Source organism: Hymenobacter fodinae, assembly GCF_004745825.1.
GTDB lineage: Bacteria > Bacteroidota > Bacteroidia > Cytophagales > Hymenobacteraceae > Hymenobacter > Hymenobacter fodinae.
In genome coordinates this window covers 539,676-553,141 of sequence record NZ_SRLA01000001.1, presented here as the reverse complement: position 1 = coordinate 553,141, position 13,466 = coordinate 539,676, and the positions used below count along the sequence as shown (strand labels likewise).

Genomic DNA, 13,466 nt, shown 5'->3' with positions numbered 1-13,466 from the left:
TTTTCGCCTTACCTTTGTTACAGGTTCGGCTGCTTCGGCGGCCGGTTTTTCCGCCACCCTCACCCCTTCTTTTATGTTGCTTCAACCCAAGCCCGCTGATGTATTCGTGGACCGCCACAACGGACCCGACGACGCGGCGGTGGCTGAGATGCTGCGCACCATCGGTGTGGAGTCGCTTGACCAGCTCATCGACGAAACCGTGCCGGCCGCTATCCGCCTGAAACAGCCGCTGAACCTGCCCGCTGCCCTCACGGAGCGGGCTTTTTTGGCGAAGTTCAAAGGCATTGCTGGCAAGAACCGTCTGTTCAAAAACTACATCGGCCTCGGCTACCACGACACCCAGTTGCCGGCCGTAATTCAGCGTAACATCCTGGAGAACCCAGGCTGGTACACGGCCTACACGCCCTACCAGGCTGAAATTGCCCAAGGCCGCCTCGAAGCCCTGATCAATTACCAGACGATGGTAATGGACCTGACGGGCCTGGAAATTGCCAACGCCAGCCTGCTCGACGAAGGCACCGCCGCCGCCGAGACCCTGCACATGTTCCATTCCCTCTCCAAAAAGAAGAACGCCACGCGCTACTTCGTTTCGGAGCAGGTATTGCCCCAGACCATTGATGTGCTGCGCACCCGCGCCACCCCGCTGGGCATTGAACTGGTAGTAGGTGACCACCGCACCGCCGACCTGACGGATGAGAGCCTGTTCGGTTCCATCCTGCAGTACCCCGCCGCCGACGGCGCCGTGTACGACTACACCGATTTCATTTCCACAGCTCACGATAACGGCTTGTTCGTGACAGTGGCTGCTGATCTTCTGGCCCTGACGCTGCTCACGCCTCCCGGCGAGATGGGCGCCGATGCCGTGGTAGGCAATTCCCAGCGCTTTGGCGTGCCCATGGGCTACGGTGGACCTCACGCCGGTTTCCTGGCCACCAAAGACGCGTTCAAGCGTGTGATTCCGGGCCGCATCATCGGGCAGAGCATTGATGCCGCTGGCAACAAGGCCTACCGTATGGCCCTGCAGACCCGTGAGCAGCACATCCGCCGCGAAAAGGCTACCTCCAACATCTGCACCGCGCAGGTGCTGCTGTCGGTGCTGGCTGGTATGTACGCCGTGTACCACGGTCCGCAGCGCCTGAAGCAGTTCGCCACCAACATCCACGCCCTCACGCAGGTGCTGGAGACGGAGCTGAAGGCCCTAGGCCTCGACCAGCGCAACCAGTTTTACTTCGATACGCTTGATATCAAGCTGGAAAGCCAGGAGCTGCAGAACGCTATCAAGCAGGAGGCTGAAGCCGCTGGCATCAACTTCCGCTATTTCGAGGAGCACGGCTCGCCCCGCGTAGGCATTTCCCTGCACCAGAACACCGAGGTGACCGACATAGCCGACATCGTAGCGGTGTTCAGCAAGGTGCTGGGCAAAGGCGAAAGCAAAACCCTAAGCCTGCCCGAGGAAATTTCAGTGAACTGGGCCGATAGCCTGATCCGGAAGAGCAGCTACCTGACGCACCCCATCTTCAACTCACACCACAGTGAGCACGAGATGTTGCGCTACATGAAGCAGCTGGAAAACAAGGACCTGAGCCTGGCTCACTCCATGATTCCGCTAGGCTCTTGCACCATGAAGCTGAATGCCACCGCCGAGATGATTCCGGTGACCTGGCCTGAGATTGGTGGCCTACACCCCTTCGCCCCGCGTGAGCAGGCCCTGGGTTACTCGGAAATCTTCCGCGAGCTGGAGGCGTGGCTCTGTGAGGTAACCGGCTTCGCGGCCGTGAGCCTGCAGCCCAACTCCGGTGCCCAGGGTGAGTACGCCGGCCTGTTGGCCATCAAAGGCTACCATGATGCCCGCGGCGACCAGCACCGCAACGTAGCCCTGATTCCGGCTTCGGCCCACGGCACCAACCCCGCTTCGGCTGTTATGGCCGGCATGCAGGTGGTAGTGGTGAAGAGCACCGAGGAAGGCAACATCGACGTGGCCGACCTGAAAGCCAAGGCTGCGCAATACGCCGACAAGCTGAGCTGCCTGATGGTGACGTATCCCAGCACGCACGGTGTGTACGAGGAAACCATCATCGACATCTGCGAGACCATTCACCAGCACGGCGGCCGCGTGTACATGGACGGCGCCAACATGAACGCCCAGGTAGGCCTCACCTCGCCCGCCACCATCGGCGCCGACGTGTGCCACCTGAACCTGCACAAAACGTTCTGCATCCCCCACGGCGGCGGCGGACCCGGCGTAGGCCCCATCGGCGTTGTGGCTGATCTGGCTCCTTACTTGCCCGGCCACGCGGTAGTAGATGCCGATGGCCGCACGTTTGGCTCAGTTTCTTCGGCGCCTTGGGGCTCGGCCAGCATTCTGCCCATCAGCTACGCTTACATCTCCATGATGGGCGGCGAGGGCCTGACGCAGGCTACGCGTACGGCTATCCTGAACGCCAACTACATCAAGGCCCGCTTGGAGGAGCACTATCCCGTGCTCTACACCGGCGCTAACGGCCGTTGCGCCCACGAGATGATCCTCGACTGCCGCCAGTTCAAAAAGGCTGGTATTGAAGTAGAGGACATTGCCAAGCGCTTGATGGACTACGGCTTCCACGCGCCCACCGTATCGTTCCCGGTTGCGGGCACGCTGATGGTGGAGCCTACAGAGTCGGAGAGCAAGGAGGAGCTAGACCGCTTCATTGAGGCCATGATTGGCATCCGGAAGGAAATTGCCGAAGTAGAAGCCGGCCGCGCCGATGCCAAGGACAACTTGCTGAAGCACGCGCCTCACACGGCTGCCACGGCCCTCACCCACGAGTGGACCCGCCCTTACACTCGCGAGCAGGCCGTGTACCCCACGGAGTACGCCCGCATGTTCAAGTTCTGGCCCGCCGTGTCGCGCATCGACTCGGCGTACGGCGACCGTAACCTGATTTGCTCGTGCACCTCCGTGGAGGAATATGCCGACCAGGAAGAGAAGCTAGTGGCTACGGACAAGGGCCCTTCTTACTAGTTTTTCTAGGCCTAGTTACTTAGCCTAGTTAGGCAAGCAAAAGCCCCACCTGCTAACAGGTGGGGCTTTTATTATTATCATACTTGAGGAAGTGGCCTAGAGGCTACGAAAAACTGCAGCGCTTATTTAGTTGGAGAAGCAGTTCCGGTACATGTAGCCGTTCTCGGTTTTGCCGTTGGCCGTCACCCGCACTTTTAGGAAGTACGCATCTACCGTATCCATAACCTGTACTTCCGTATCAGAGCCAATGGTGGTGAGTTGTTTCGACTGTTTCGACATGCCATCGTACAGCACACACTCTACTACGGTGTTATGAGCAACGGGCCCCGCGGAGGTACGGTTTCCACGGGAGTCATCGCGAGAGGCACTGCAGGAAGCCAGTAGCAAAAGACTACCAAAAAAAAGTACAAGTTTATTCATAGATAGGAAGGAATTAATTAGGCTTCCGGAAGATAGATATATTTCAAGATCACTGAACAGTTCACTCCAAATAATATTACGGAATGTAGTCGGCAAGCCTACTATCTGGGAACACCCGCTTGAGTTTGGGTGTTTGATAAGTGTAGTTTCTGATAAGCTGCCAGGCTTCGTTGAGTAGCATACTAACAGCGGGCAGAAACTCGTTTAAACTTCACTGTCTTTCCCATCCGAATATGAATCCTATCACCCGCTTTTTGTCCCGTCGGATGCCTCTGGCGGCCATGAGTTTAGCCCTGCTGTTAGGTGCCAGCAGCTGCGCCAGCACGGCGCGCGTTGGGGTTACCAACGACTTTGATCATTCTGTTAACTTCCGCAATTACAAGACCTGGGCGTGGCTCCCGGAGCAGCCTACCGATACGGAGGGCGGCCCAGCCCAAGGCTATCAGTCGTTCCTGGATAAGCGCATCCGTACGGCAGTAGAGCGTGAAATGACAGCCAAAGGTCTTACCCGCGTAGATAAGGCCCCCGACCTGTACGTAGCTTACTCGGCTAAGGTAGAAGATAAGCAACGCACTAATACTGGCGCTTACGGCCCCTATGGTTACCCCTACTGGTATGGCTACGGGTACGGCGGCCTCTACAATCGTGGCTTCGTAACTGATTACAAAGCGGGCACTGTTATTATCGACTTTGTCGATGCGCACCGCAAAGAGCTGGCTTGGCGCGGTCAGGGCCAGGCTCAGGTAGACAACCAGACTATTTCTGAGGAGGAGGTATACCGGATTGTGAATGGCATTCTGGGCACCTATCCACCCCAAGATCAGCAAGCCCGGCGTTAATCCCGCTTGCCATCAGTGGCCTAGAAAGCCGTTTCGCCTTCATCGGCGGAACGGTTTTTCATGCTCGCCCTCAACTTCTTCTGGCTGAACCCAGGGCCTTTTAGGGTCAGGGCCGAAACGGTTTCGGCCGCGGGTTCCCTGCACGAAAGTCATCCCTATGCTCAAACCATAGCTGACAATCGGCACCAGAAACAGCAGCCACCACCAGCCACTCAGGTTAGTGTCGTGCAGCCGTTTGATTACCTGAATATTGGCCAGAATCAGCCCCACAAAAATCACCAGTCCAACACCCGCTGCTGCCAACAATTCATCGTTAGCGTTGGTGTACTTCACTTGGCTGGCAAGCGCATACACAAGCACTACTATACCATAAATCATAAGTGAACGATACCAATACGCACGTCTCCGAAGCCGACCTCGCGTAGTAAATAGATCTATCACGTAATTGTCTAATTAAAATAGTGCTACCGGCTGGCAAGGTAACGGTTTAGCTGGCAGAACAAAACCTTAGGCGGCCCTTACTGGCCTAGAACCAACAAAAAAGGCCGCTTCTCTAATGAGAAGCGGCCCCTGCTACTAAAACAGTAAGTAGTATTAAATAGGTACGTTCACGTGACGCTCGGCGTGGTAGCTGGAGCGCACCAACGGACCACTTTCCACGTACTTCAGGCCACGCGCCAAGCCCTCTTCACGGTAGTGCGCGAACAGGTCGGGGTGGATAAACTCAGCTACTTCCAAGTGGCGCTTAGTGGGCTGCAGGTACTGGCCTAGGGTCAGAATGTCGAGGCCGTTGGCCACCAAGTCGTCCATGGCGCGGTACATTTCCTCCTTGGTCTCGCCCAAGCCTAGCATAATGCCCGACTTAGTGCGCTTGCCCGCTTCTTTGGTACGGCGGATTTGCTCCAGGCTGCGGTCGTATTTGGCCTGAGGACGCACGAGGCGGTAGAGGCTACCCACAGTTTCCATGTTGTGTGACACAACTTCCTGGCCGCCGGCAATCATGGTATCTAAAGCAGCCCAGTTAGCCTTCACATCCGGAATCAGGGTCTCGATAGTAGTAGAAGGGCTCAGCTCCTTCACGCGCACCACGGTCTCATACCAAATGCTGGCGCCCCGGTCCTTCAGCTCGTCGCGGTTTACGGAGGTAATAACCGCGTGCTTCACGCCCATGAGCTGAATGGCCTCGGCCACGCGGCGGGGCTCGTCGGTGTCATACTCAGTGGGGCGGCCGGTGGCCACGGCGCAGAACGAGCAGGAGCGGGTGCACACGTTCCCCAGAATCATGAACGTGGCGGTGCCTGCACCCCAGCACTCGCCCATGTTCGGGCAATTGCCGCTCTCGCAAATGGTGTGCAGTTTATGTTCATCCACCAAGCGGCGGACATTGGCGTACGCGGGTCCCACGGGCAGCTTCACGCGCAGCCAGTCGGGCTTGCGCGGCTTGGCGGGCGCTACAGGAGCAGCCGCCTCCGGCTGAATGATGGGCAAAGTCAGCAACAGGTCATTCATGCAGCAAAGGTAGTGGGTATTAGAGTATAGAATGCGTACTACTGAGACACCGTAGCGCTGAAAATGTTCCCGATGTGCTAGTCAAGCCTCTGGGAAAGCCACTAAGAAGACCGTAGAGCCCTATATGCAAAAAGACCTTTCGAGTCAGGAAAGGTCTTAGTGAAGTAAACTAGAGAATAGGCCTAGCTGCGGTGCCCTAAGTAAATGGTAAGATATACTGAAGGGAAAAACAGCTTATTAAGTTTGCTGTCTGGCACCTGAATAGCTTTCAAGATAGTCAGACGCTTGGGGTAGGCTTCAAACAGGAAGCCTGTCTCTACGCCCGCCACGGCATCCCGGTAACGTCCATATTCAAAGCTAAGCGCCCCCCTAATGTGTGCTCCCACGTTGGGCTTGGTTTCGCTGATGCCGGAGAACAGCGGCGCCCGGTCAACAATCTGTAAATCTGAGTGAATTTGGGGGTCATACTGCTCATTGCGGTAGTCGGTTGCCCCAACTGGTTTCCCGTTTTCGCGCGGGGTATAGTCGTAGGTGATGTAGTAAGGCATCAGCAGCGCAATAGATGGCCCTGCCCCTACCAACGCGTTTACCTGCACTCCCGACTCAGGTGCTTTGCGAAAAATTACGCGCTGTAGGCCTACCGACGGACGCACTACAAACATGTAGTTTGCTTTCCCAATGACGAAAAGCCCCCCGTAGCCGGTGCCTTGCTTCTGCTCTTTGGGGTGCTTCACCTCTACTGCCTCAATACTCCAGAAGCGGGAAAAGTCTTGGTTCAAAGGCTTAGTAGAACGCACCGACACGCCCCCAATCAGCCCCCCGCGGGTATTGAAGTTGATACCGTAGGTGAACTCCTTGCGGTAAGAAGGGTCCTCATTGCTGGCCGGCAATACGGTGGTGCGGCTCTGTTGGGCCCGCGCAGACAAGCCCGCCCCCAAGAAGGTTAGCAGCAAGCCGCCGCCGAAGATTAGACGTGTACGCACGGGGGTATGGAAAAAAGAGTCTGGAAGAACTGGCCGCTCGGAGCAGAACCGGCCTACACTACCGAAAGTACGTAAATTTACGAGCATCAGTCTTGCTAATTTTCAACCACTACTATGAGTACTGCCACAGCCCGCTACGCCGGCCATTTGCGTACTGAAGCTACCCACGTAGCCTCCGGTAATACTATTCTCACCGACGCTCCCGTGGACAACCACGGCCGGGGCGAGGCTTTCTCTCCCACCGACTTGGTAAGTGCCGCACTGGGTTCGTGCATGATGACCATCATGGGCATCGTGGCGGAGCGCCACCAGGTAGACCTGACGGGCGTAACCTACGACGTAACCAAGCACATGGCAGCGGAGCCGCGCCGGATTCGTCAGATTGACGTGACGTTTCAGATGCCGGCTACGCTATCCGAGAAAGAGCGTACTATCCTCGAAAATGCAGCCCGTACTTGCCCGGTTGCCCTCAGCCTGAACCCAGAAATTCAGCAGGAGGTTCGGTTCGTGTACGCGGGATAGTGTAGCACGTAAAAAGCCGAGCTTCTGCGTTTCAGTATGGTAACTTGATAACGCGGAAGCTCGGCTTTTTAGTTTAGCTGACTGCTTCTTTCACGTCGCTGAGGCGGATGCTCATATGAGACGCATCGTAGCTGCATTCTCCGTTTTGAATCAGCAGCAGCTGGGGCGACTCATGGCGGATGCCAAACTTCTCAGCTATTTCATTGGAGATAGGCCGGAACCGCAGCAGATCGAGGTAGTAGAGCTTGGTGCCATCGAGGTTGGCATCGGCCCACTGGCGCTCAATCTTGGCTTTAGCAGCCGCGCTAATGGAGCAGCTAGTGCTGTGCTTGAAGATGATAATAGGCTGCTCAAACGACTCGCGCACGATGTCGGTGAGTTGCTCGGCTTGGGTAAGGGGCTGCCAGGGCGTCATAAGTAAAAGCGGGTAGAGTTAGGGGGTAGGCTCTTTGTCTTTTTTCCGCGGACGGAGAGAAACGCGGGACGGCTCACTTACGCGGGGCGTACCAGAGCGGTCAAACTGATAACTCTTACGCTCATCTTTGGGTTCTACAGCCGCCAGCCGGCCACCATTGCCTTCCTTCAGTTCGGGCTTGGTGACTACCAAGTGAGAGTCTTTATACTCAGCGGGGTAGCGGCGGGCATCACGAAGGGCCCGACGGCTCTCCGTCCGCTGTTTGCCGCGGCTGGTAGAGGCAAGCTGAGCGTGGGCTTGCGCTGTGCATAGGCCTAGCAACAACGTGGTAGCGAGCAATATGTAACGCATAAAGCAGCGGTAAGATGATAACGTGAGTTATTCTACCTCCTAAACGAGGAGTGGACTAAAAGGGTAATACTATTCCGAGAAACTTACGCTGCCCGACTTTGCGCTTCACGCGCCGTCGCTCATACTTGGGCTTTTTAAGCAAGCCTTGTTTGTCGTAACTGTTCTTCTGAGTTTTCACGTCTTCTTTCTCTACCGACAGAGCCTGCCCATTGGCGGCCTGATTATCGGCGGCAGCCTTCTTGACTTTCGGCTGGGGCGGCCCCTTTGGGTTCGGAATCCGATAGCTATGGCAGGCGGGGGCAATAAGTAACAAGAGCCCCGCAACAAGCAGCAGGCCCAAACGACGGAAAGCTCCGGAGAGGTTCATTCTATACTTTATTTGGCTCTTACCAAGAAGATAAGCTCCGCAAAATACACAAATAGCTATAGTTAGGCAGTTGAAATTTGCTCAGCCAAGTGGCCTAGACCAACGCTGACCAGTTCTGCCGACTACAAGGCAGAAGCTAGATCTATTCTTCGAATGATAAACCTAACTTCTGCCTTGTAGTCGGAAGGACATGTATAGTGGCCTAGCTCTAATAGTTGCGCAACTTTTCTACGGTTTGGCGCAGACGCTGCTGGGGCAGGAACACTTTCTCTAGCTGAGGGGCAAAGGGCACAGCGGTGTCGAGAGAGGCTACCCGTTGCACGGGCGCATCGAGGTGTTCAAAACAATGCTCGGCAATCCAGGCGGCTATTTCACCGCCTAGGCCACCTACCAGCGTGTCTTCGTGCAGGATAATAACGCGGCCGTTCTTTTCCACAGTCTTGCGTACGGCTTCCGTGTCCCAGGGCAACAACGTGCGCAGGTCTAGAATGTCGGCCGACAGGCCTAGCTCGTCGGCCAGGGCTGTGGCCCAGTGCACGCCAGCACCGTACGTGATAATGCTCATTTCGTCGCCCTCCCGCACCAGCGCCGCCTTGCCAATGGGTGTGGTGTAGTAGGCATCGGGGACGGGCGCCGTGACGCTGCGGTAGAGCAGCTTATGCTCAAAGAACATCACGGGGTTAGGGTCTTCGATGGCGGCACAGATCAGGCCTTTGGCATCGATGGGGTTGCTGGGGAATACCACTTTCAGGCCGGGCGTGTGCGTAAACCAGGCCTCGTTGCTCTGCGAGTGAAATGGGCCGGCGGCCGTGCCGGCACCGGTGGGCATACGCACTACTACGTCGGCATTCTGGCCCCAGCGGTAATGGCTCTTGGCTAGGTTATTCACAATTTGGTTGAAGCCGCAGGTTACGAAGTCAGCAAACTGCATCTCCACCATGCTCTTCTTGCCCTTGATACTCAGGCCCAATGCCGCACCCACAATAGCCGACTCGCACAAGGGAGTATTGCGCACCCGACCCTTGCCGAACTGGCCTACGAAGCCATCCGTTACCTTAAATACTCCACCATAATCGGCAATGTCCTGGCCCATGAGAACTAGCTCGGGGTAGCGCTCCATGCTCTGGCGTAGGCCATCGGAAATGGCATCAACGTAGCGCTTATCAGTGGTGGCCGCCTGGTTGTCGGCGGTTAGTTGCTGAGCTGTGTCGGCCTCGAAGGGACGGTACATATCGGCCAGTTCCAGGGTGGCATCGGCGGTGGGCATGGGCGTGGCATCGGCAATGCGAAGACCTTCCTCGATTTCTCGCTTGATGGTTTCGCGGAAACGCAGGCGGGCCTCTTCATCCAGAATGCCTTCCTGCAGAAGCCACTTCTCATAGTTCTCTACTGGGTCTTTCTGCGCCCACTGCTCAAATAGCTCCTGAGGAACGTACTTAGTGCCGCTAGCTTCCTCGTGGCCGCGCATCCGGAAGGTGAGTGCCTCTACCAGCACGGGGCGTGGGTTGCGGCGCAAATCTTCCGCTAGGCGGCGCACGGCGTCGTACACTTCTAGCACGTTGTTGCCATCTACCTGCACGGCTTCCATGCCGTAGGCCGGGCCCTTGTCAATAAACTGCTTGAAGCGAAACTGCTCGTTAGAGGGTGTGCTCAGGCCGTAGCCGTTGTTTTCAATCATGAAAATAACGGGCAGTTGCCACACGGCGGCCACGTTTAGGGCCTCATGAAAGTCGCCTTCGGAGGCGCCCCCATCACCGCTATACGTCAAGGTTACTTTGGGCCGGTCCTCCAGCTTGTCGGCCAGGGCAATACCGTCGGCCACGGCCAGTTGCGGACCGAGGTGGGAAATCATACCTACGATGTGGTGCTCGTTGGTGCCGAAGTGAAACGACCGGTCGCGGCCCTTAGTAAAACCGGTGGTTTTGCCCTGCCACTGCGCAAATAGCCGGTCGAGCGGAATGTTGCGGCCCGTAAACACGCCCAGATTGCGGTGCAGAGGCAAAATGTACTCATCGGGCTCCAGCGCCAAGGTGCTGCCCACCGAAATAGCCTCCTGCCCAATGCCCGAAAACCACTTGCTTACTTTGCCCTGCCGCAACAGAATGAGCATCTTTTCCTCAATCAGACGGGGCTTCAACAAGCCTTGGTAGAGATGGAGCAGGGTTTCGTTGGAGTAATCCTTGCGGTTGAATTGCATAGCGGCAAGCAAACTAAGTAGTGGGTGGCGCCAAAAGTACGGGTTTGCGGGGAAGGAAAATTATGATGCCGGCTTTATGGAAAGAGGTGGCCTGGGGCATCTATCTTCGGGGCTGATTTCCTCCCTATATCCTATATGGTTCGACTATACTCTCTCAGTTTACTCCTTACGCTTTCTATTCCCGCTCTGGCTCAGCAACCCGATACGCTGGCCCCACGCCGCTTGGGAGTGACCATCACTTTGCCGGACTCGTTATTTGCCTCTAATTCTTTTCTTTCTGGGCGCTTAGTATGCACAGGGCCAGGAGTTCCAATAACTCAGACAGTCACTTACTACTTTGGTCCTACATTCCCTCTCCAAGAGCAGCTCCGCCAGATAGCTGGGGTGCAGGCCACGCCCTATTCCGGAGCGCCGGGGGCGCAGGTAGCGGTACGCATCCGGGGCGCAGCTTCACTTTCGGGTAATGCACAGCCGCTGTACGTGGTGGACGGCATACCTGTGTTTCAGAACACGTTTGGAGCACCGATCAGGGATAATTCAATGATTAACTTCAGACCAGCTGAAGCCCTTGAAATGGATACCAACCCGCTGCTGAGTATTCCTTCGGAAGATATTGAGACGGTGGAGGTGTTGAAAGGTGCGTGGGAAACCGCCCGCTACGGGGCCCAAGGCGTCAATGGCGTTATCCGGATTACGACCAAGCGCGGCCGGACCGGGCCGTTGCGGGTTCACTATGCGGGCTACGGCGGCGTTCAGAAGGTACGATACCGCTACAATTTGCTGAACGCCCGGGAATATGCGAACCTAGCTAACGAGGCCGCGCTAAATGCTAAGTTTGGCGCACCGTATTCGCCTGAACAAGTTGCTACTTTCGGGAAGGGCACCGATTGGCAAGACGAGCTTTTGCGCACCGCTACCGTGCAGGAACACCACCTGAGCCTAGATGGCGGTTCTGCCCGTACGCACTACTATGCCGGTACTGATTACCTTAACCAGAAAGGTACTGTGCTCAATTCCTCTCTGAGCCGATACGCCGGGCGGGCAGCCATACAACATCAGCTAGGCCAGCACTTGAAGCTTCAAGCGGCAGTGGGCCTCAGCGAAACCCGGCAGCGCATACCGGCAGTGGGCGCAGCGGCAAACGCCCTGGCCTATATTCCTACCGTACCCGTCCGGAACCCCGATGGTAGCTACGGCAGCAGCCGCCAATACTCGCTTAACCCAGTGCAGTGGGCCCAGGAAAGCTATACCACACCCCAACATCGGCGTATGCTGGCCCAGCTGGGCGCCCGCTATGAGTTTTTACCTGGCCTAGCGCTGGATCTGCGGGGCAATCTGGAGCGTGCTACCTTAGCTAATACTACTTACAGTCCATCTTTTACCAGTACCGCAGGCGGCCAGAGCGGCGACAATACGGCCCTATACCAGCAATGGGTCTTGAATCCGGCATTGCGCTATACCGGTCATTTTAAAGAAGACCGGCACGTGGTTGAGGCCAGCGCAGAAGCCATCTACCAGAAACGGCGCGCTGAAACCGAAACCCGCTTTTATCTCCCTGGCCAAACGCAACCCGACTTCTTTAACATAAGTGGGAGTTCGTATGCAGCCAATGTTGCAGCCTACCAACTCACCACCAGCTACACCTTGGCCGGGCGCTACCAGGTGCAAGGTGGCCTACGCCGCGATGCCTCCAGCACCTTTACTGCCAAAGACCGGTGGCAGTGGCTACCTAGTGCTCAGGTTACCTGGCATGCGGGCAAGGAGGCCTTTCTGCAGAGCTCCAGCCACATTAGCCAGCTAGATGCCTGGCTAGGCTGGGGCTTTACGTCGGATGCCGGTAACATAGGGCGCAACTTCTTTCAGGTTCCTATTCCCAATGGGTCTAACCTGTCCGGCCGATCAAACGTCTTCCTGCGGGAGCCCACGCAACAATTGGATGCGGGCCTGACGCTTGGCCTGCTACGCAGTCAGCTCAACCTAACGCTGGGCGCCTATACCCGCCGGACGGGTGCAGCCGGGCACCTGATAGCAAGCTCATCTCTTTTCAATGAAACCAGCCAGATCCTGAGTAGTGGCCTAGAGCTATCAGTGGAGGGCATCTGGAGCGCCGGACCACTACGAGGCACTACTCGGCTGGCCGCCGCTGTCAACCGCAACCAGTTCACTACTGACCGCCCCGATTGGTTCTACGCTACTGACTATCAGCGCACCACTCATGAGCAGCCGTTGAGCACCTTTTATGGCCTGCGTTACCAAGGTATTGATGCCCAAGGCGCGCCTAAGTTTCAGGACACCAATGGAGATGCAACCAGCAATTTCCTGGATGCAGTAGCCTTGGGCAGTGGCCTACCGCGCCAGTTAGTAAGCTTAGGCCAGCACCTGGCGTATCGGCGCGTTACGCTTCAGGCGCAGCTAGATGGTATGTTTGGCTATCAAGTGTATAACACCGCTCTAGCAGCCCTGGATGTACCCGAAGGCTATTTCAATAATGGTTCTGGCCGCCTACGTAACCGCTGGACGCCAACCAACACCAACACGGACGTACCTCAGGCTACTTACACTGTGCAGTTTCCGGGAGTAACTACCTATATACTACAGTCGGGCAACCACGTCCGGCTTAGCTCACTTACCCTGGCCTATAACGTGTGGGAGAAAGACTCCCGTAACATCTCCGTATGGATAGGTGGTAATAACCTTTTTGTGCTCAGCAACTACCGCGGCTTCGATCCTAATGTTAGTTCGGCAGGCTCCGATAATCAGCAAGCGGGTATTGATGCCAGCACCTACCCCACCGCTCGCACCATACTGCTAGGCCTACGTGCCACGCTGTAAACCCACGCAGTAGCCGCGCACGTACATTCG

12 protein-coding genes are annotated in these 13,466 nt (G+C 56.5%); 4 read left to right on the top strand and 8 right to left on the bottom strand.

Going from position 1 to position 13,466, the window contains the following annotated elements; all coding sequences use genetic code 11:
- The first annotated feature begins 73 nt into the window (after window positions 1–73).
- Window positions 74–3,001 (top strand): aminomethyl-transferring glycine dehydrogenase, encoded by a 2,928-nt coding sequence (gene gcvP / locus EU556_RS02355; protein ID WP_135430662.1) that lies wholly within the window; start codon window positions 74–76, stop codon window positions 2,999–3,001.
- 126 nt (window positions 3,002–3,127) lie between these two features.
- Here gcvP and EU556_RS02350 read toward each other — a convergent pair whose 3' ends face one another.
- The gene (locus tag EU556_RS02350) at window positions 3,128–3,421 is read right to left on the bottom strand and encodes a hypothetical protein (RefSeq protein ID WP_135430659.1); all 294 of its coding nucleotides are present in this window, start codon (window positions 3,419–3,421) and stop codon (window positions 3,128–3,130) included.
- A gap of 233 nt (window positions 3,422–3,654) precedes the next feature.
- Between EU556_RS02350 and EU556_RS02345 the strand changes: the two genes are divergently transcribed.
- A complete protein-coding gene (locus EU556_RS02345; RefSeq protein ID WP_135430657.1) occupies window positions 3,655–4,260 on the top strand; it encodes a DUF4136 domain-containing protein in 606 nt (201 codons plus the stop codon).
- 39 nt (window positions 4,261–4,299) lie between these two features.
- Here EU556_RS02345 and EU556_RS02340 read toward each other — a convergent pair whose 3' ends face one another.
- The 3 genes from EU556_RS02340 to EU556_RS02330 all read right to left on the bottom strand — a co-directional run bounded on the left by EU556_RS02340 (window position 4,300) and on the right by EU556_RS02330 (window position 6,752).
- Complete coding sequence (locus EU556_RS02340; protein ID WP_135430654.1) at window positions 4,300–4,701, bottom strand: DUF805 domain-containing protein; 402 nt, start codon at window positions 4,699–4,701, stop codon at window positions 4,300–4,302.
- A 153-nt stretch (window positions 4,702–4,854) separates the two neighbouring features.
- Window positions 4,855–5,757, bottom strand: a complete 903-nt coding sequence (gene lipA, locus EU556_RS02335; RefSeq protein WP_210116232.1) for a lipoyl synthase — start codon at window positions 5,755–5,757, stop codon at window positions 4,855–4,857.
- A gap of 194 nt (window positions 5,758–5,951) precedes the next feature.
- On the bottom strand, window positions 5,952–6,752 hold the full coding sequence (locus EU556_RS02330; RefSeq protein WP_135430651.1) for a hypothetical protein: 801 nt from the start codon (window positions 6,750–6,752) through the stop codon (window positions 5,952–5,954).
- A gap of 114 nt (window positions 6,753–6,866) precedes the next feature.
- Here EU556_RS02330 and EU556_RS02325 point away from each other — a divergent pair, with 114 nt between their 5' ends.
- Complete coding sequence (locus EU556_RS02325) at window positions 6,867–7,274, top strand: OsmC family protein (RefSeq protein WP_135430648.1); 408 nt, start codon at window positions 6,867–6,869, stop codon at window positions 7,272–7,274.
- A 73-nt stretch (window positions 7,275–7,347) separates the two neighbouring features.
- On the opposite strand, the gene ytxJ is transcribed toward EU556_RS02325, so the two are convergent.
- From ytxJ to EU556_RS02305, 4 genes are all read right to left on the bottom strand, one after another.
- A complete protein-coding gene (ytxJ, locus tag EU556_RS02320) occupies window positions 7,348–7,689 on the bottom strand; it encodes a bacillithiol system redox-active protein YtxJ (protein ID WP_135430645.1) in 342 nt (113 codons plus the stop codon).
- An 18-nt stretch (window positions 7,690–7,707) separates the two neighbouring features.
- Window positions 7,708–8,040, bottom strand: a complete 333-nt coding sequence (locus tag EU556_RS02315; protein ID WP_135430643.1) for a hypothetical protein — start codon at window positions 8,038–8,040, stop codon at window positions 7,708–7,710.
- 55 nt (window positions 8,041–8,095) lie between these two features.
- Window positions 8,096–8,407, bottom strand: coding sequence for a hypothetical protein (locus EU556_RS02310; RefSeq protein WP_135430640.1), 312 nt, complete (start codon window positions 8,405–8,407; stop codon window positions 8,096–8,098).
- Window positions 8,408–8,615: 208 nt separating this feature from the next.
- Complete coding sequence (locus EU556_RS02305) at window positions 8,616–10,604, bottom strand: alpha-ketoacid dehydrogenase subunit alpha/beta (protein ID WP_135430637.1); 1,989 nt, start codon at window positions 10,602–10,604, stop codon at window positions 8,616–8,618.
- Between the two features lie 135 nt (window positions 10,605–10,739).
- Here EU556_RS02305 and EU556_RS02300 point away from each other — a divergent pair, with 135 nt between their 5' ends.
- A complete protein-coding gene (locus EU556_RS02300) occupies window positions 10,740–13,436 on the top strand; it encodes a SusC/RagA family TonB-linked outer membrane protein (RefSeq protein ID WP_135430634.1) in 2,697 nt (898 codons plus the stop codon).
- The last annotated feature ends 30 nt before the right edge of the window (window positions 13,437–13,466 follow it).